Source organism: Undibacterium sp. Ji22W (assembly GCF_049340305.1).
Taxonomy (GTDB): Bacteria; Pseudomonadota; Gammaproteobacteria; order Burkholderiales; family Burkholderiaceae_D; genus Undibacterium.
The window spans coordinates 118980-139716 of sequence record NZ_JBMPOU010000003.1 but is presented as its reverse complement, the minus strand read 5'-3'; the positions used below and the strand labels follow the sequence as shown (position 1 = coordinate 139716).

13 protein-coding genes are annotated in these 20737 nt (G+C 47.5%); 3 read left to right on the top strand and 10 right to left on the bottom strand.

Annotation, left to right across the window (positions count from 1 at the left end; translation table 11 throughout):
- From ACO0KW_RS13295 to ACO0KW_RS13285, 3 genes are all read left to right on the top strand, one after another.
- On the top strand, positions 1 to 3263 hold a 3263-nt coding region (locus ACO0KW_RS13295; RefSeq protein ID WP_423053645.1), incomplete at its 5' end, for a cytochrome c3 family protein.
- A 2-nt stretch (positions 3264 to 3265) separates the two neighbouring features.
- Positions 3266 to 5500 carry a hypothetical protein gene (locus tag ACO0KW_RS13290; RefSeq protein WP_423053643.1) on the top strand — a complete coding sequence of 745 codons (2235 nt, stop codon included), beginning with the start codon at positions 3266 to 3268 and terminating at the stop codon, positions 5498 to 5500.
- A gap of 63 nt (positions 5501 to 5563) precedes the next feature.
- Positions 5564 to 6418, top strand: a complete 855-nt coding sequence (locus tag ACO0KW_RS13285; RefSeq protein ID WP_423053641.1) for a tetratricopeptide repeat protein — start codon at positions 5564 to 5566, stop codon at positions 6416 to 6418.
- Between the two features lie 93 nt (positions 6419 to 6511).
- Here the strand turns inward: ACO0KW_RS13285 and ACO0KW_RS13280 are convergent, their stop codons facing one another.
- From ACO0KW_RS13280 to ACO0KW_RS13235, 10 genes are all read right to left on the bottom strand, one after another.
- Positions 6512 to 8023 carry an adenosine deaminase gene (locus tag ACO0KW_RS13280; protein ID WP_423053640.1) on the bottom strand — a complete coding sequence of 504 codons (1512 nt, stop codon included), beginning with the start codon at positions 8021 to 8023 and terminating at the stop codon, positions 6512 to 6514.
- A 66-nt stretch (positions 8024 to 8089) separates the two neighbouring features.
- A complete protein-coding gene (locus ACO0KW_RS13275; protein WP_423053639.1) occupies positions 8090 to 9169 on the bottom strand; it encodes a S1/P1 nuclease in 1080 nt (359 codons plus the stop codon).
- A 40-nt stretch (positions 9170 to 9209) separates the two neighbouring features.
- Positions 9210 to 10922, bottom strand: coding sequence for a bifunctional metallophosphatase/5'-nucleotidase (locus ACO0KW_RS13270; protein WP_423053638.1), 1713 nt, complete (start codon positions 10920 to 10922; stop codon positions 9210 to 9212).
- A gap of 303 nt (positions 10923 to 11225) precedes the next feature.
- Positions 11226 to 13628 carry a TonB-dependent receptor gene (locus tag ACO0KW_RS13265; RefSeq protein ID WP_423053637.1) on the bottom strand — a complete coding sequence of 801 codons (2403 nt, stop codon included), beginning with the start codon at positions 13626 to 13628 and terminating at the stop codon, positions 11226 to 11228.
- 268 nt (positions 13629 to 13896) lie between these two features.
- On the bottom strand, positions 13897 to 14739 hold the full coding sequence (locus ACO0KW_RS13260) for an isopenicillin N synthase family dioxygenase (RefSeq protein ID WP_423053635.1): 843 nt from the start codon (positions 14737 to 14739) through the stop codon (positions 13897 to 13899).
- Between the two features lie 57 nt (positions 14740 to 14796).
- A complete protein-coding gene (locus ACO0KW_RS13255) occupies positions 14797 to 15792 on the bottom strand; it encodes a nucleoside hydrolase (RefSeq protein WP_423053633.1) in 996 nt (331 codons plus the stop codon).
- Positions 15793 to 15885: 93 nt separating this feature from the next.
- Entirely contained in the window at positions 15886 to 16854 is a 969-nt protein-coding gene (locus ACO0KW_RS13250; RefSeq protein ID WP_423053632.1) for an ABC transporter permease, read from the bottom strand.
- Positions 16847 to 17935, bottom strand: a complete 1089-nt coding sequence (locus ACO0KW_RS13245) for an ABC transporter permease (protein ID WP_423053631.1) — start codon at positions 17933 to 17935, stop codon at positions 16847 to 16849. Before ACO0KW_RS13245 ends, ACO0KW_RS13250 begins: the two co-directional genes overlap by 8 nt.
- A complete protein-coding gene (locus ACO0KW_RS13240) occupies positions 17932 to 19452 on the bottom strand; it encodes an ABC transporter ATP-binding protein (protein WP_423053630.1) in 1521 nt (506 codons plus the stop codon). Before ACO0KW_RS13240 ends, ACO0KW_RS13245 begins: the two co-directional genes overlap by 4 nt.
- A gap of 174 nt (positions 19453 to 19626) precedes the next feature.
- Positions 19627 to 20622 carry a BMP family lipoprotein gene (locus ACO0KW_RS13235; RefSeq protein ID WP_423053629.1) on the bottom strand — a complete coding sequence of 332 codons (996 nt, stop codon included), beginning with the start codon at positions 20620 to 20622 and terminating at the stop codon, positions 19627 to 19629.
- Positions 20623 to 20737: the final 115 nt, after the last annotated feature.

The following is a 20737-nucleotide window of genomic DNA, read 5'->3' as shown; positions in this document are numbered from 1 at the left end:
CATACGGTAGTACCGCAGCGGGGAAATCAGCGACTCATATTCCGACCACTGCCCAATGCGATAGCTGCCACACCAGCGGCTTTAGTACCTGGACCAGTCCGAAGATGAATCATGCGGGAATGGCTGGTACGTGTATCACTTGTCATAGCGGTGCGTATGTTGCACAGAACGCCTTGACCAAACCAGCGACCCATATTTCAACTACCGCACAATGCGATAGCTGTCACACCTCGACCACGACCTGGACTGGCGTCAACTTTAACCATGCCAATGTCTCACCACCTGTCGCAGGTCGCTGCGCTAGCTGTCATAACGGTAGTACCGCAGCGGGAAAATCAGCGACTCATATTCCGACCACTGCCCAATGCGATAGCTGCCACACCAGCGGCTTTAGTACCTGGACCAGTCCGAAGATGAATCATGCGGGAATGGCTGGTACGTGTATCACTTGTCATAGCGGTGCGTATGTTGCACAGAACGCCTTGACCAAACCAGCGACCCATATTTCAACTACCGCGCAGTGCGATAGCTGTCATACCTCTACCACGACCTGGACTGGCGTCAACTTTAACCATGCCAATGTCTCACCACCTGTCGCAGGTCGCTGTGCTAGCTGTCATAACGGTAGTACCGCAGCGGGGAAATCAGCGACCCATATTCCGACCACTGCCCAATGCGATAGCTGCCACACCAGCGGCTTTAGTACCTGGACCAGTCCGAAGATGAATCATGCGGGAATGGCTGGTACGTGTATCACTTGTCATAGCGGCGCGTATGTCGCACAGAACGCCTTGACCAAACCAGCGACCCATATTTCAACTACCGCGCAGTGCGATAGCTGTCATACCTCGACCACTACCTGGACTGGCGTCAACTTTAACCATGCCAATGTCTCACCACCTGTCGCAGGACGCTGTGCGAGCTGTCATAACGGCAGTACCGCAGCGGGGAAATCGGCTACCCATATTCCAACCACTGCCCAATGCGACAGTTGTCACACCAGCGGTTTTAGTACATGGACCAGTCCGAAGATGAATCATGCGGGAATGGCTGGTACTTGTTCTACTTGTCATAGCGGCGCTTATGTCGCTCAGAATGCTCAGACAAAATCTGCCAAACATATAACGACAACGGCCCAATGCGATACCTGTCACACCTCCACAACCACCTGGTCGGGAGCAACGTTCAATCATACGACTGCAACACCTGGCGTCGCTGGCCGTTGTTCTAGCTGTCACAACGGTACCAATGCTTTAGGTAAACCAAACAATCATATTCCGACCGGAGCTCAATGCGATACATGTCATAAAGCATTTACTACCTTTGCACCAGCCAGTATGAATCACAGTGGAACTACATCGCCAAATGCAGTGGGAAACTGTATCACTTGTCATAGCGGTGGTTACGTCGCGATCAACGCTCAAAGCAAGCCAGCAACTCATATACCAACAACACAATCGTGCGACACCTGTCATACAACAGTGGCATGGAAACCTACGACCTTTACGCATCAGGGTGTCAGTGTTGGAACTTGTGCAACTTGCCATAATGGTGGAAGTGCGATCGGCAAGCCAGTGTCGCATATTCCCACAACGACCTCGTGTGATAGTTGCCACACCAACTACGCTGCTTTTTCACCAGCGAAAATGAACCATACTGGCACCACTGGACCCACATCCAAAGGCAACTGCTCAACTTGCCACTCAGGTAGTTACGTGTCAATCAATGCACAAACTAAGTCCGCCACGCATGTAATAACCACGGCGCAATGCGATACGTGCCATCAATCGACCTCGTCATGGGCATCAGCAACCTATATCCATGATGCAAATGCAGTTGGGAAATGTAGTAGCTGTCACAACGGCGCTACCGCTTTAGGGAAATCTGCAAATCACATTCCGACTTCGGCACAATGCTCGACTTGCCATAACAATTATGTGACCTTCAGGCCAGCCATCATGAATCACGTTGCAACGACTGGACCAGTTGCTACCGGAAACTGTTCGACCTGCCATAACTCAAGCTATGCAGCGATCAATGCACTGCCAAAACCTAACTCACACATTCCTACCAATTCTCAATGCGATACTTGCCATAAATCAGGATATGTGACGTGGACACCATCAACGATGAATCATTCAGGCTTGGCAGGGCAATGCTCGACCTGCCACAATGGTAGTTACCTCGCACAAAATGCACAGACAAAACCTGTCAATCACACCCCTACTACGGCGCAGTGTGATACTTGCCATAATTCGACTACTACATGGACTTCCGCAACGTTTAGCCATGCGACGGTAACTCCGCCTGTCGCTGGTCGCTGCTCAAGTTGTCACAACGGAAGCATTAGCACCGGAAAACCAGAAAGCCATATTCCAACTTCGTCACAGTGCGATACCTGCCATAAAACATTCACAAACTTCGCATCCGCTGTAATGAGCCACCAGGACACCACGGGGCCGGTTGCCAAAGGCAATTGCGCAACTTGTCACAATGGCGCCTATCTCTCTTCGAATGCGCAGGCCAAAACACCAAATCACCTTGCAACCACCCAGAACTGTGATGTGTGCCACGGTACCAGTGCATGGAAACCAGCTACATTCTCACATTCTGGCGTGGTGCCAGGCTCCTGCTCCACTTGCCACAATGGTGTCGCCGCAGGTGGTAAGTCTTCACCACACATTCCGACAGCGCAGTCATGCGATGTCTGTCACAAAGTAGGTTTAGCCTGGCTTCCATTAATCACACCCTATTCGCATATTGGTGTGCCGGCCACAGGTTGTGTCAGTTGCCACACCAATGCTTACCCAAATATCGATTTTAAGCCAGCAAATCACTTGCCGACATCCGCTGCATGCGAATCTTGTCATCATAGTTTTACCAGTTGGTTACCAACGACTTTTAATCATGCCGGCGTTGCCAGTGGCACCTGCCAGACCTGTCATGGCGGGACTTACACCGATATCGCGATCAAACCAGCAAATCATATTCCTACCACCATGCCGAGCGGTATGCCTGGAAATGAATGCTCGCTCTGTCACAGCAGTACAAATTCGTTTGGAGTAGCAAAAATGAATCATGGCTCTATGCAAACTGGTTGCATCACTTGTCACGACTCATCTTCACAATACTCAGGTCGCATGACCAAAGTAACAAGAACAGCCAACCATCATGGTGTCAATGCGGTAGGAAAAGATTGTTCTTCTAGTGGTTGCCATAAGCCATTGGGCAAAAAAGGTAGTACCTACATAGAATGGGGTTAAACATGAATATTGATGGCAAAAGTCTCCTTTCCTTATGGTTAAGATCAGCTTTACTCATCTTCTGCTTTGCATCAAATCCAGCGATTGCAGAGATCATCGATCATATCGATGTGGTTGAGCGCGAACAAAATGGCGACATCACAATACGCTTTTCACAGAAAATCATTTATTTGCGGCACGCATCAACCAATGATCAAAAAAGCTTACGAGTTTTTATCAAACTGATTGATGTGGCTCAACAGGAACGTGAACTCGCGCAAGAAGTTACTCGCTCGCCGCGCACAACAAGAATGGAAAGTGTCACCGTCATTTATCCAGAACTGATCAATGCGATGTTAATCACCTTCCCGCGACCAACGAATGCGCAGGTCAGGTCAGGTGCGGATGGTCGCAGTATCGTGATCACGGTTCCATTATTGCCAAAACCTGATATTGACGAGAAATTGGAAACTCCTGCGCCTGACAATAAGCCCGTCATTGATTCTGCGGTCCTAACATCACCGCCGACCATGTCGTCCAACGAAATCGACACCAGAGCCAAAGCTTTTTTGGACGAGGCAAACGCAGCACTGGCGTCAAAAGATTTGGCCAAAACCATTAATCGCTTGAATCGAGTTTTAGGATTGCCGATGAATGCGAGCACTGAAGCCGCGCAAGCGATGATAGGGGAAGTCAGAGAGCTCAACGGAGAAAATTTGAAAGCAAAAGGAGAGTATGAGCTCTACATCAAGTTATTCCCCAATGGAGCGAATATCACAAAAATACAAAGTAATTTAAATAAACTACCTAAAGAGAATACAAATAAACCAAGCCAAAAATCGTTTCCGAAAGATCCGGGAATCGCCGAATGGTCTTACAGCAGCAACCTATCATCCTATTACTACACAGGTCAGTCACAAATAGAAACACTAACGCCGCCTGCCCCCGGCCAGCTGACCTTTAATCGCGATACCCTTTCCATGATTGATCAGAATTCGCTGATCTCGTCGATCAACTTCAATATGCGCAGGCGTGACGCATTTTCCGATACCCGCTTTGTAATCAGAGATACCGACAACCACAATTTTCTATCCGCGAAACGAAGTTACAACCGATTATATGCAGCCTATATCGATCATGTTGATAAGAAAAATGGCTACTATCTACGGGTCGGGCGTCAAAATCCTAATGGTATTGGGGTACTGGATCGATTCGATGGATTACAAACAGGATTGAACGTCGGCAACGACTACAGACTCAATGCCGTCTACGGCAACGCCGTCGAATTTGGCTCACCATTTAAGAAAGTTTTTTACGGTGCCAGCGCTGATATGCAAGCAAGTGTAGGCGTGCCAGGAGTCAGTGTTTATATGGTGCAGCAGAACCTAGACGCCTATCAAAATCGTCGTGCACTCGGATCAGAAATACGCTATTTCGATGGCAAAGCGACCGCTTACGCAATGCTTGACTACGAGGTACTTTACAAAGGTATCAATATAGCGCTCGCTCAAGGCAACTATGTCAGTGCAAACGGCAATAACTACTTCTTCGTAATCGATCATCGGCGCGCACCTGGCTACAGCCTGACCAATGCACTACAAGCAGTACCTGGTTTATCAATGAAGGAAATCATCGATACACAAGGAATAAAACAAGTGAGAGAACAAGCCAGTTCTCTCACAGCAATGTCGGATATGTTTTCAATCGGGGTGACCCGACAATACACCGAAAAATGGCAAGTCGGCGTTGATTACCGCTTATCTTCTATTTCAAGTACCAAGCCGGTGATGGCGGTATTACCACTAGCAGTGATCGGTGTATGCCTAGGTCGGATTGATAGCTTGAACAATACTTGCGTCATCGATACAAGCTCACAACAGGCATCAGGGAAAAATCATGTGGTGACTTTTCAACTAATAGGCACCAATTTCCTCATCGACAATGCGGTTGCAGTGAGTAGCCTGAGCCTAATTAAGGCACCAACTTACGACGGACAGGCCTACAGTTTAGCTTATGCCATGCCTTTTACTGAACGTGCCAAGATTGATACTAACCTGCGCTACTACACCCAAAAAGACAACGAATCAAACAAACAGAATCGTTCAACTTACAGTCTCAAGTATTCCTATCAATGGGGTAGTAATTTATATTTTGAAGGTGAGGCCGGACGTGAGGTATCAAACTCAACCGGTTTCAATCGTAATGATCACAGCACACGAAATTATGTTTTCGTTGGTGTGCGCGGTGATCTCCGCTAATAAACCAGTACATAAGCTTAAGTTCAACCACCAAAGCTTATAAAATCGTTTGGAGAAATTGAGATGATCATGCTCTATGCAGCAATTGCTGTATTTTTAGGAATGTTGATTTTTATCGCACGCATTATGCTGTTTAGTCAGGTGAGTTCGCAATTTTCTGAGATTGCACAAAAATTACGCGCAGAAGTTCTCGCACTTCAAACTGGACAACTCAGCACTGATGAATTTAATCAAAAACAACAGGCGATACACGAAAGCTTGGCAAATATTCCCGTCAGTGAGAGTAGACGACATCTTTATTGGAGTATTCCAGTATGCATTTTCTCTGGCATGCTGGCGATCTACAGTTTTTTCGAACAAGAAAATCTCGATCCCTTACTGCTAGAAGAAACTGCATCAAAAATTCATGTACCGAATAAACCAGAAGTGAAAAATTTACAGCGATCGTCGGCAGCTAACGCCGGCGGTGACCTGAATACGCTCGCCACAAGATTAGCAAAAAAAATGGAGAAAGATCCCAAAAATGGCGAAGGATGGCTGCTACTTGCCCGCACCTACAGCGAACTCCGTAAACCCTCCGAAGCTGCCAATGCGTATGAAAAAGCGGCGGGCTTACTTGTACCGGATCCGCAATTATTGGCCGATTGGATCGACGCTAGAGTTATCACCAACGGCAACCAATGGGATCAAAAAACCAAAGACATCTTAAGCCAAGCCCTACTACTCGATAATAAAAATCTAAAAACCTTGAGTTTAGCTGGCACTTCAGCCTATGCAGCAAATGACTTTGCAAAGGCGAAGCAATACTGGTCAAAAATTCTCACAGTGGCCGATCCGCAAAGTAAAGACTTTTCCCTCGCCGAACTCAATATCAAAGAACTAGATTCAAAACTCAAACCAGCCACTACTAAAAAATAGACAATTACAGAAATTTTCTATCGGTGCGGATCCAATCATCGAAATAGATCACCGATAAAAAAAGTTCAACGAGTCAAGAGGAAAGCCGAAAAACTAATACCCTTTTTTTACAGCCTGCGCCAACGCAGCAGCCGCTGCTTCAAATTGCAGGAAACGCTGATCCAGCAATTTTATTTGTTGCGTTTTATCCTGCGTGTTTAAGAAGGAGTAACGGATGCTGTTGTAGACTGTCTTTTTCAAACTATCGTAACTTGGTTTGTAACGACTGGCGAATAACATGTATTCGTGACTAATGTTATTTCTCGACACACCAGGATCATCGCTACCGATGACGATTGGAACTTGGTGTCGCATATACATAGTCACCGGATGCGCTGGTGCTGGTATGCCAAGAATAAAGCTGTTACTGCTCAAATTAATTTCAACCGCGACATTACGTTTTTTCAGTTCGGCTAATAATTGATCGGGCCGCGCTTCGTGCACAATATCGACACCATGTCCGATTCGTTCAGCACCCGCGATTTGCACAGCATCTCGTATATGACTTTGTAAATGTTCGGGCGCCACGATGCCCAACGCGAGTTCACCTGCGTGCAGGGATAAGCGTACTTTGGGGAAGCGTTGCTTTAAAAAAGCGAACATGTGCATATGCAATTGGTAGTCGCGCAGAGCAATCAAGGCATGCTCGGCACCAACGATATTCACACCCACGATGAGCGAGTTAGACTGGCTCGCGGCAAAGGCAGAGTACAAGCCAGCGAACACTTTCGATGCTGGGCTATTGCGCGATACATAGGTTTGAAACCGCAAACTGAATTCAGCATCATCAATTCCAGCTGCGTCTGTTTCTGCTTCTTTCACGAAGTCAGTAATTTTTTTCTGCGTCGCATTATCTTGCGCCAAAAAATCGGCAAACTGTGAAAATGCTTGCTGCATGTCGGCGGCGCTGCTGGTAGATGATAAGGCATCAAGACGCGCCGACAATTCAGCATGCTCGGTCACAGGCGCGCTACGCAACATGGTTTCCAAATATTGAATATTTTCATTCTTGGCTTGTTGCTTCAGAATCTGCAAACCGACATTCGTTGAATATTTTGCGATGGATGAAAAGTAGCCAAAGGTATTAAAGAAGTGTTGATCGGGTGGCAGTTGTGTATGGCCATGATTATCAAAATCAACGACCGACCATGCGGACATCAGTTCTCGATATAAAGCGTTATCTTTGCGAATCGCCTCCACCTTGAGACAAGATTTACTCGCCTCAGTGATCTGCGCCGTACGCGTCTCTACCTTGAATTTTTCCTGCTTGAGATTGGCGTCGCTATCGCGATAAATGCAATAACCTTTTTGCGCCACCCAGTCCAGATAGGTCTCTGCATAAATCGCACCGGAATAATGATGATGAATATCACCACCCTTCGGCATCATCGTCATCAACATCGTTAACTCTGCTAACTGTGGCGATGCCGGATTCACTAACTGTGCATAATATTGACGCGTCGCCTGCAGATTTTTCTGCGCTATCGAATTCTTTTCTTGGGCAATCACTGGCAAGGCCGATGCAGACAAGACCCCAAAACTAAACGCCAATATCATTTTTTTCATGATCGTACTTTCTATTCCCTGAATGACTTGAACAACTATGGCAAGTACTTAAAAATTACTTAAAGATTACGGCCAGATTTTTTGCAACAATGCCGCCAGACGATAACCGGCAACTTGTAATTGCTTTTGTGTAATTTCAGTACTAGTTACCATGTAGTTTGCTGGTAACGTCGTGTACCAAGACGAGAACTCAACGCCACGACGGCTAGTCACTTTGATTCTTTCCGTGGCGACGATATCAGCGTAAGCGACTTTGGCGTACACCAAACCTTCATTTGCCCACTGTTCTGGCCATGTCACAGGATCACCTGAATTCGCGCTGGCTGGTGCAGGCGCCGCCAACATTTTTTCCGTTAATTCGGCGACGGAACGGACTCCCAGATTGCGCATCACATTTTCAACCACCGTCACGTCCCAATACAAATGCAAAGGCTTACCGACGCGTTTTGGCTTATCGGAATCCGTGCCTGCAGCTTTCGCCGCAGCTTCGTCACGTTTCGCGCTTTCCTGATCACGTACAGTCCAGGTCGCCTTATCTTCGATCAACAAATTATTACCGCCTTGCAGATCAAACATCGCCACACCATCGACTTGTTGCTTGGTCGTCGGCGTGACAAATTGATTCTCGCTATTGATATAGGCCGCACCAACATGCAGGGGCTGATGAATATCCCCTACCAGATGCGCAATCATTAACAGGGCTTGACGTGGGCTAAAGCGGTGAGGATTCGTCGCTTCTGTATCATTTCCCTGCAACACCGCAATTGCTTGCTTGAGTGTTTGTACGATGTCGTGATCCGTCGTACCTACACCGCCTGCGACATAGGCTTTATTCTGCACTGGGGTGTTTGTGTAATGATAGGCTGCATGTGCAGGATTTTGTATCGTGAAAGCGACCATTTCAGAAGTCTGTGGGCCACAGAAGCTGCCCTTGGCACAATCGGCCCAGATGGAAAGCGATTGCAGGCTTTCACCCGGCTGCAACAAGGCTTGTACACGAGCACCGGCGGTCGTTCCTTTTAGCAAACGGTCAGCAATAGCGCCTACGGTTTTATGTCCTTCATCACCGGATGCCAATGCGTTGAAGGAGGCGATGGATGTTGCAACTGCAGCACCCAACAAGATCAATAATTTAATTTTTTTCATGCTTAACTTTCTCGTCACTTAGTTACCACTCAGTTATCACTTAGTTGATTCTCTGCACGCGGCCAGCGGCATTTAAACTACCTGCTGGCGCACCCGCCTGATCTTTGGCTTTAATATACTGCATGAACACATCAATATCTTTTAAACCGGTATCAAGCTTGTTTTTACCTTCTGTAAACATTGGCAAACGATCGCCACCACCGGCGATAAAATTATTCGCAACGACTCTGTACTCAGTACTATCATCGATAGCGACGCCATTTAACTTCACGGTCTCAGGCAGCACGCGTTTTCCGACCGGCCGTTTTCTATCCCAGGTGTAAGTGAAGCCCTCTGAAACTTGCAGGACATTTCTGCCATCGGGTGATTCATCGTCTAGCCACATTTGCTGCTCTAGTAAAGTGCGAATTTGTGCGCCCGTCAAAGTCATAAGCACCAAGGTATTTCCAAACGGTAGAACGGTGGAATTTTGTCCGTAGGTACTAATATTGTCTTGCTTGGTTTCCAGGTTGCCGCGTATGCCTTTGTTATTCATAAATGCAATTTGCGCCCCCTTACTTTTGGTCGCTGTAAGTTGCGCGTCGGCGACCACATTTCCCATCGGCGATTCACCCGCTTCATTCAACTTGCGGCTTAGCACCGATACTGCCAAGCGCGCGACGGGTTGATTAATCATCGCATCACTACCCTTACGCGCCTGCGCCATCAAAGTCGACAGCGCGTCGGGAACCTGTAAATGGCTCGGCGTCATTTCCACATTTTTGGTGTCGATCTGCATGACCTGATGACTATTGCCATCCAGTGTTAAAGCAATGCGAGTCAATAGATGCCCATACATTTGCGCCTGCGTTACCGTACGTCCTTCGACCTGACACATAAAGCCTGTATGACTGTGTCCACTGACAATTAATTTGATCGCAGGGTCAAGCCGCTTCACGATATTGACAATAGGGCCTTTCAATTGCGAGCAAGCGGGCTGATCGAATGCCTCGGTCGTGGTACCACCTTCATGAATCAGGACCACAAAAACCTTTACGCCCGCCGCCTTGAGTGCTGGAATCGTGCGATTAATCGCTTCGGCTTCGTCAATGAAACTCACCCCTTGTAATTTTTCGCTAGCGACCATCATCGGTGTGTCGCGCAATACCGCGCCGATAAAACCAATTTTGACGCCCTTCACTTGCTCGATGTGATAAGCAGGAAAAAAAGGTTGACCACTCGCTTTGTCCATCACATTCGCAGCGATATAGGAAAATTGTGCCCCCTTAAAATCGCCATCAAATTTGCACGCACGATCAGGTCGTGGCGAATCGCAGCCACCTTTTATTTGGCGCTGTAACTCTTGAATACCGTGGTCAAATTCATGATTCCCCAATGCACTCACGCGCAATCCCAAACGTCCCAATCCTTGCAAGGTCGGCTCATCGGCAAACAAAGAAGATATTCCTGGGCTAGCACCTATCAAATCACCACCGCCAACAAACACTAAATCTTTGTCTTCTTTACGCCAGGCTTGCAGATAACTGCCCAAGATTTCTATCCCACCGCCATCGACTTGCACTGGGTTGGAATCCGCTGCGCGTGTCAGGCTAAATTTTTCTTGATCGAGATGACCATGAAAATCATTGATCGCGACCAGATTCACCACCACAGGTTGCACTGGCGGCGTTGCGCAGGCAATCAGGGCGAAAGAGAAACTTAGACTAAGAGTCGTGCGGGCTAACTTGGACCAAGAGCGACGAGAGAGATTCATAAAATAGGAGAAAAGTGGATACCGCGGTTGAAACCACAAGGCTGAGACGAAATGATCTTTATCCAATAAACAAAGATGATTTTGTCTAAACCCTAAACTAAAAAGTCTGCAACATTCGAATAGACCAATGTTGCAGACCAAAAGTTCGCTTGGATAAAAATACAGTGATAAGCCTAAATTGATAATCTACAAAATCATCAACGTATTTTTATGCCGGAGTGTCTCTGGAAAACTCATGCTAGCGGCGCAATGCGATTAGCATACGCACCGCGCGCTACCATCAGATTTATCGAGATACGCCGATTAGAAATCACCTGACAAAGTGACTGAGGCAAAACGTGGTGCACCCATGTAATAGAACACAGTCTTCGCGCCAGCAGTGCCATACGCTTTAGCATTAGTAATGTTAAAGCTGGATGGATTGCGATACTGTTTGTTCGTCAAGTTACTGATATTCAAACGCAAAGTTGGCTTACTGATCCAGCTCAAGTTAGGGAACTGATAACCAACATCCAGACCGACCAATGTGTACGCTGGAACCAATTCGTCATTGGTCATCGTTGCCCATTGTTCGCCTGTGTATTTGACTTTAACGCGGGAGTAGAATGCGCCAGTTTCATACATTGCGCTCAAGCCAGCTTTCCACTCTGGCGTCAACGTCATTTGCTTGCCTGCCGTTGGTAAAGTTGCTGTCTTGCTCACGATCAGATCGTTTTTGATTTCGCTATTCGCGTAACCGATAGAACCATAGAAAGAGAAACCATTAACTGGTGTGTTACCCAATTCAAGTTCCCAACCATAAGTCTTCACTTTACCAACACTAGTCAAGCTGCTCAAATTCGCCACTGGATCATACGCAGTTGCTTGACGATCACGGAAATCAACTGAATACACAGTCGCTTGTGCTGTCAATTTATCGCTTTGCAGACGATAGCCCAAATCGATGTTGGCGGATGTTTCTGCTTTCACGTCAACTGGCAGAGTTGGCAAGCCATTCACGATCACCACGTTATTCGTCGTGGAATAGACAAAGTTTGGTGGTGCTTTCATGTTTTTCGCTAAGCTGAAGAACACTTGATTGTTGTAATCGATCTGATAGCGTGCACCCAATTGCGGCAAGATTTCAGAATAAGATTTCTCGATACGATAATCGACACCTGAGTTAGTGCCTTCATTTGCACGATTCGTGAAGTCACGCTTCATATTTGGTGCGCGGACGCCAACATTGATTGTCAGCTTGTCGTTCATCAAACTCACAGTATCTTGCAAAAACACTTGGCTGGAAGCACTGATCGTTTTCCAATCGCGAGATTGGAAAGGTGTGCCGTCTGGACGCATAATGCGGCCTTCTTTCAACCAACTATCAACCGGATTACCCGATGCATCAACTGCGACCATAGGACCGAATTGTTCATGTGTTGCGCGTTCATACCAGAAACCACCCAAGATTTGATGATCACCGATTGTATGTGTGATGGAGGCAGTCACACCAGGGCGATGTGTGCGTGTCACACTACTATTTGCAACGATGACTTTATCTAAAGTATCGCCGTCGCCATTCAAATCCACGCCAGCAGTATTCTTGCCAGTCGCCTTATTTAAGAATGCACTTTCAGTTTGCAAACGTTGTTGATTTCCACCGGTGCCATAGCCATACCAGAAATAAGGAATGACTTTGATGTCCGTGTTTTCGCCGAGACGCATTTTGCCAGTGACAGAAGCGATCACGTTTTCAAATGGGTTCTTTGTCAATTGGTAGTAAGCATCACCAAATGCAGAGTTCGTATCGCTACCTGCTTTGCCTGGTGTTGGCGCTGCATGGCCAACAAACGTTGTGGCGTAATCGTAGTAGTAACCGTTCTTTGCCAAATCAGCTAAGCTGTATGAACTGATATTTTGATTGATCGCGCGGTTGTACAAAATCGTACCGCTGATGGAATTGAATTTATCAAAATCTGTACGGAAGCCAGTATCAATATGATCGCGATTGGCGCCGCCTTGACCTTTCCATTTGTCCGCTTGCGCATGCGAAGCAGAAATAAAGAAGCGCGTCTTAGTACCTTCTAACAAACCTGTATCGTAACGAACATACGTTTTGGACAAATTCAATTGACCTAAAGTTTGCGCAACACGGATACGTTTTGTTTTGGATGGATCACAAGTTGTGATACCGAAGTTACCACCTGTTGCACCAATTTGTGGAGAATCAACGTCAGTTGAACCTTGCGTCACAAACTGTGTGCAAGTGTTTTCTTGGTCCACATATTCTTGAGGATATACAGCGAAACTACCAGAATCATTAACTGGTACGCCGTTGATCGTGGCACCGATCTGATCGCTGTTAAAACCGCGCAAAGTTAAACCACCACCGAACAAACCTGTTGCATCGTGATTGTAACTATTTACCGCTGGCATTAGTTCCAAAGCTTCATAGGCGTTGCCGGTTGGACGTTGTTTTGCCAATTCTTCTGCCGTAATTGTGCTGCGTGCTTTAGGTGTGTTTTCCTGGACCATCAGACCCATACCCACTTTTTTACCAGTGATGGTAATTTGTGTTGAGCTGATAGGTTCGTTTGTCTCTGTCGTTTCCTTGCTCTGGCTTTGTGCATACGCACTCGACATACCAAGGCATGTCAATTGACACGCAATGACGAGCACTTTTACTCGCGATGGAAATTTGCTTGATGATTTGCTGACTTGCTTCATTAATAGCTCCTAGCTTTACGTTTGTTTAAATCTGTCGGTGTTGCGCCATTTTTTTCCGGAGAGGGACTCCGTCCATGGCGTAATATAAAAATAATAAAAATCTACTGCCTCTTCCAATACCTGTTTTTGCTCTTCACATAATCACTACATTTCTTGAGCAAAGCCTTCTCATTTCACCTTACTTTTGCTGCCGCTTGATGACAGTCAGGCGTTTAAATTAGAGGAAATACTCAAATACCACTCGAATGTGGTTTTCTGCACGAATAATTTAAATTTTAGAATGTAATTCTTGTAAGCGTTCCGTTAAATACGAACCCGCAGTATGACGTTCTGATAAGACCACATCGGGACGCGGGTGCAAAAATAGCGGCAAAGATACGCGCGATTTTTTTGCCTCGACACCAGTCGGATTCAGCACACGGTGGATCGTCGATGGATAGTAGCCATCCGATGCCTCTTGCAACATATCACCGATGTTCACGATCAACATCCCAAAATCACAGGGCACATCATGCCACGCACCATCTTTGCCTACCACTTGCAAACCCGCAGCCGTGGCGGCTGGCAAAATCGTCAGTAAATTAATATCGCCATGCGCGGCTGCGCGTACCGCACCCGGCTCCTCATCACCACTCAATGGCGGGTAATGCAGCACGCGCAATAGCGTTTGTTCGCTACCCGTAATCATCTGTGACAGTGGCATAGAATACTTGGCCTTCACCTCGGCTGGCGTGTACTCTTCGACCCATCCCAAGAGGGTCGCTGCAAGCGCTGCGCCGTCCTCGTAATAACGACGCGCCGCATCCGATACTTCTGCCGGATAACGTCCCCATGGATAGACGTGATAGAACTCTTTCAAATCGCGTTTGGTATTTCCCTTCGCAGTTTCGGATACTGCGGGTGAAAAATAGCCATCGTATTTTTGTGGATCATAAGCATATTGATGCTTGGCTTCATTTTGAAAAAAGCCATACCACTCTTCGTACACTGAATTTAATAATTGCTGCGACAAAGGATGATTGGTGAGCACGCCAAACCCGGTATTGTGCAAACTCGCTGCAAAATCCTTGGCCGCTGTTGGGCTCGTAAAATCGACAGGTGTAATCAACATCGCTGACTCCTCAATATGTTGTAGGCTGCTTTGCATACATTAGAAATTTGCACTGGATTACGATACCAGTGGCGTACGTAACCAATCTGCTTCCAAAGTAGATTCAATCAGTGCCAGACACTGCGCCGTATCCACTTGCAGACAGACCTGCGTTTCTGGTCTATGTGTTTCCCACCCGGACTGGGCATACGCTAGTGCTCCCGCATGCCTATCCATCATGGTCTGGCCATTCCCCAAGCCATCGAGTTGCACCCGTACTCGCCCATCCTGCGTTTCAAACAACGCCGGCGCCACCAAATACACAAACGCCAAAATATCGTGACAGTAGCAAGCATGTCCCAAATCAGGGCGAGCACTTTGGTAGAAGTCGCAATAGAAATTGACGGCATGCAAGAGTGTTGTAATCGCCGGATGCTGTTGATGATGTTGTGCAAGACCTGCAAAATAAGACGATTCCAATATCACTCTATGTGTCACATCGAGGCCTACCATCGCCAACTTCCAACCTGCGCTAAACACCAAGTCTGCTGCATGCGGATCGTTCCACACATTCGCTTCTGCCACCGGCGAAACATTGCCGGGCTCAATCACGGTTCCTGCCATTAACACGACCTGTTTAATTAACTTAGGCAATTGCGGCTCCATCTTCAGCGCCAAGCCTAAGTTAATCAAAGGGCCAACTGCCACCAGCGTAATTTCACCGGGATACTGACGCGCCATCTTCACAATAAATTCTGCTGCGGAGATCGCCTCTGCTTGTCCTGCGTGCGCTAACCGTGTGGGCAGATTTCCTAAACCATCATCGCCATGAATAAAGCCTGGCGGTTTGCCGGCAGCCTTCATTAAAGGCATAGCGCCACCTTCAGCAACCGGAATTTCTACTCCCGCCAATCGGGTCAGATACAAGGCGTTCGCCGTTGCTTGCGGTACCTTCACATTGCCGAAGGTGGTGGTAATGCCGACCACCTCAATCGCAGGATGCGCCATTGCGAAGTACAGCGCCATCGCATCATCTACGCCAGGATCGGTGTCGAAAATAACTTTATGTAACATACTAGTCACGCTTGCTAATACAGCGTCCTTATTAAATTCTTACAACAAAAATGCGTCAAAACCTTGCAACGCCGAAGCGCTAAGAGGTTTGTTCTAACGCGATTTCACAAACGGCACGCCGAGTGCTTTCGGCCCTACCGACTTCGCCATCACGCCCGCTAACACCACGACAGTCACCACGAATGGCAACATCTGAATGAGTGAACCTGGGATTTGACCAATCACAGGGAAAGCCACGCCTTCCATCTGAATTTGCAAAGCAGCGAAGAAGCCAAACATCAGGCAACCGAGTGCTGTTTGTAATGGCCGCCAGTTACCAAATACCATCGCCGTCAGTGCGAGAAAGCCATTACCGGCAGACATATCGCGCAAGAAAAACCCGCTTTGCACAACCGCCAGATAGGCACCCGATAATGAACACAAAACCCCACCGCACAATAAGGCCAAGTAACGTGTCTGAGCGACGTTGATACCGGCCGCATCTGCCGCATGAGGATTCTCGCCAACCGCGCGTAAGCGCAAGCCAAAACGGCTGTGATAAATCAACCAATGCAAACAAGGGATAAGCGCGAACGCCAGATACACAAGAACCGTATGTCCACCTAGGAATTTACCGAGTAACCAATTCAACGCGGGAATCGTCGACCACCAATCGGCAAAGGGGAAATTCCACACTGCAAAGCGCGCCGCACCCAAATCCGGGCTACGTCCACCTAACTGAAAAAAGTATTGTGCCAACACGAAAGTTAATCCAGACATCGCAATATTAATCGCGATCCCGAACACCAATTGATTGCCTTTCTGATTAATCGCAACATAGCCTTGCAATAAAACGATACAGCACGACACCAACATCCCCGCGGCGACGCCGATGTAAGGGTTTTGGGTCGCATAGGTACAGGCCGCTGCGACAAATGCCGATGCCAACATTTTCCCTTCCAAGGCCAAATCAATGATGCCGCTACGCTCAGCAAACACGCCAGCGAAAGCTGCAAACAGCAAGACCGGCGCGCTACGAATAGTCGCCACTAAAATTGTGGAGAATTGAAAATCATCAAACATGCTTGCCCCACTTTCTATTCAGCAAACGCGATAGCGTAGGCGCATACATATTTTCCATCGCGCCACAGAACAAAATTATTAAGCCTTGAATAAACACAAAGGTTTCAGAAGGGATATTCGATTTTTCTAACGACAGATCGAAACCACCCTGTATCAAAATCCCGAATAACAGCGCAGACATAAAAATACCAACCGGATGTTGACGCCCCATCAGGGCAACGGCGATCCCAATAAAGCCAGCACCGCTAGTGAAATTCAGGCTCAAGTAATGCATAGATCCGGCCAAACTATTCATCGCTGCGACACCCGCAAATGCACCAGATACCAGCATCGTCACGATGATGACGGTGGCAATCGAAATCCCCGCATATTGGGCGGCATGCGCGCTCTTCCCTGCAGCTCGTAAGGCATAACCCCAACGTGTGCGCCAAACAATCACACCGTAGGCAAACAAGCAAACCACGGCAAAGATAAAAGTCAGATTCAGGGGAGTATCACCCAAAGCTGGGATCAAGGAATTTAAACGCGGCAACCAACCGTTTTCCGCAAACACACGACTCGCCGGATTTTGCTCGCCAGTTGGGATCATGTAAGTGATGATGATAAAGTTCATCAAAGAGGCGGCGATGAAGTTAAACATAATGGTAGTCACTACCACATGACTGCCGCGCTTCGCCTGCAGATAGCCAGGAATAAATGCCCACGCCGCACCAAACACAGCAGCACCCGTCAATGCCAAGGGGATTAAAATCCAGGCCGGCAAACTGGCATCAAATTGCAGCATCACCAAAGTTAAACCCAAACCACCTAAATACATCTGACCATCACTGCCAATATTAAATAAGCCTGCTTGCATCGCAATTGATACCGACAGACCAGTGAAGATAAAGGTGGTAGCGTAAAACAAGGTGTAGCCGAATCCTTCAACATTGCCGAGTGCGCTGCGCAACATGATACCGAGTGCTTCGATCGGACTTTCACCGAGCAAGTAAATCACACCGGCGGCAACCAACATCGCCGACAGCAGATTCAACATAGGGAGAGCGACATTGGTCGCCCAGCGAGGCAAATCTGAATTCATTTGTGCAAACCACCCATTAACAAGCCTATGCGCGTGGTATCGTAATCAGCGATGTTCAATTCGCCAGTTATACGTCCACCCGACATCACTAAAATACGATCAGCCAGAGCCCGGATTTCTTCCAGCTCGGCTGAGACTAAGAGTATCGCCACACCAGCATCGCGCAGTGCCAATAATTCTGTGTGTATGCGTTGTATGGTGCCGATATCAACCCCACGGGTCGGTTGACCGACCAGCATCAGCGTAGGACGCGCGGCAATTTCACGCGCTAGCACTATTTTCTGTTGATTGCCGCCGGACAGTTGCGAAAGACGCAAGTGAGAATCTAATGGCCGCACCTCAAATTGCTGTAACAAGACATCACTGAGAGCGACACACTTTTTCTTATCTAAATAAATTTGATCACTTTGCTGCCCCAGCAAAATGTTCTCCCATACCGGAAAATCTTTAATCACACCGTCGCGTAAGCGATCTTCTGGCACATGTGATACACCCAACTTACGCAATTTGGCTGCAAGGGTTGAATCTTTTTTCTCAAAATGTAATTGCGTATCGTGAACTCTCACCTCACCACTAATTTTGTCCCCTGGTTGATTGCGCATGCCCGCCAAAATCTCTAATAGTTCGGACTGACCATTCCCAGAAACACCAGCAATCGCCACAATCTCGCCAGCTTGCACTGAAAAATTCAAACTACTCAGCAAATGCACACCCTGCGCGTTCTGCAAGCACAGCTCTTGCACCTGCAACACATTCACACCAGCATTCAAAGCTTGGCGTGGCAATTCAGTCGCCACGCTGCGCCCGACCATTTTGAACGCCAGATCTTCTTGATTGGTCTGCGCGGTTTGCAGCGCAGCGACGACGCCACCGGCACGCATCACCGTAACTTCATCCGTAATTGCCAAAATTTCGGGTAGTTTGTGGGTGATCAGTATCACCGTTTTGCCTTGTTGTTTGAACAGGCGCAAAATTGCAAACAAGGCTTCCGCTTCTTGCGGTGTCAAAACAGCCGTTGGCTCATCGAGAATCAAAATATTCGCGTTGCGATATAGTTGCTTGAGAATTTCTACACGCTGTTGCTCACCAACCGAAAGCGTATTAATACGGGCATCAAGCTGGATTGCTAAGCCATAATCCGTACATAACTGCACTAACTCAGTGGCGATCCGAATACGCTGTGAACGCAAGCGGAAACCACCCTCCATTCCCAGCATAATGTTATCCAACACGGTCATATCTTCGACCAGCATAAAGTGCTGATGCACCATGCCAATGCCGAGTTCAATTGCGGTGTGGCTAGTACGGATGGTCTGCACTTCGCCATTGATGAGGATTTCGCCGGTATCAGCCTGATAATAACCATACAGGATACTCATCAGGGTCGATTTACCAGCACCGTTTTCACCAATAATGCCGTGTATGGAGCCTTGTGCGACCGAGAAGCTGACGGCATCATTTGCCAACACCTTACCGAAGCGCTTTGAAATTTGGCGAAATTCTACTGCGTTGGGCATAGTCTCAAAATTGATTTGGAGCTTCCTTGATGACCGCTCTCGATTGTGTCGACGAGTCTGAATTTAAATTCAACTCAAACTCGACACGATCTCAATGCAGAAGCGAAATCAAGGGAAATGGAAGTGGATAAAGTAAAGCCGCAGCGTCAATTCAGACTGCGGCCTCACATCGGCTTATAGGGGGCAACGACTCGCTTCGCGGTAGTCGATGACTTTGACTTTACCGTTCAGGATATCTTGTTTTGCGGCGTTCACACGCTTTTCGATATCTGGCGTGATCAGGCTGCGATTGTCTTTATCGAGGGCCCAATCGACACCGCCTTCTTTCAGGCCCAAATTTGACACGCCAGCTTTCCAAGTGCCATTTTTCATCTGCATGAAACTATCGTAAATGGCATTGTCGACACGTTTCACCATCGACGTCAGCATCACGCCAGGGAATAAATAGTTTTGATTTGAATCAACACCAATCGCCATCTTGCCTTTTTCTTTAACCGCCTGTAGCGCACCCATACCGCTGCCACCCGCTGCTGCGAAAATCACATCGACACCGCGTTCCATTTGAGCACGGGCCAATTCGCCGCCTTTGGCGGGATCATTCCATGCGGTCGCCGTCGTGCCGACGACGTTCTGTGCAACATCTACTTTGGCATCCACAGATTTTGCACCTTGTGTATAACCACACACAAAGGCACGAATCAAAGGAATATCAATACCGCCGATGAAACCCAATTTTTTGGATTTCGATGCCATGGCAGCAGCGACGCCAACGAGGTAAGAACCTTCTTGCTCTTTAAACAAAATCGAACTGACGTTTGTGCCGTTTGCGACACCATCGACGACCACAAATTTTGTCTTAGGGAATTCTTTAGCAACAGTCTGCACTTGTTGTGCATGCGTAAAGCCGATCGCAGCAATTAAATCTATACCCTTGCGTGCCAAGTTACGCAACACCTGTTCACCCTGGGCATTGCTCATTACTTGCACGTCGATGTAAGAAATTTTAGTTTCTTTTTTGAAGCGCTCGGCACCTTCATAAGCTGACTGATTAAAGGAGCGATCGAATTTGCCACCCGCGTCATAGATCAGGGCGTACTTAGGTTGATCAGCGTAAGCGCTTGCGCATAGTGACAACAATAAACTGACGAGAAGTGATGATCTCAATTTCATTTTTGAATAGCTCCTGAATCGCTTGGTTAGCTTAATTCGCTGGTTCCGCGTGCTCAGCCTTGTGGGCCAATTGTTATTAATCTAATCATCACCCGCAATCAAATACGGCTAAATC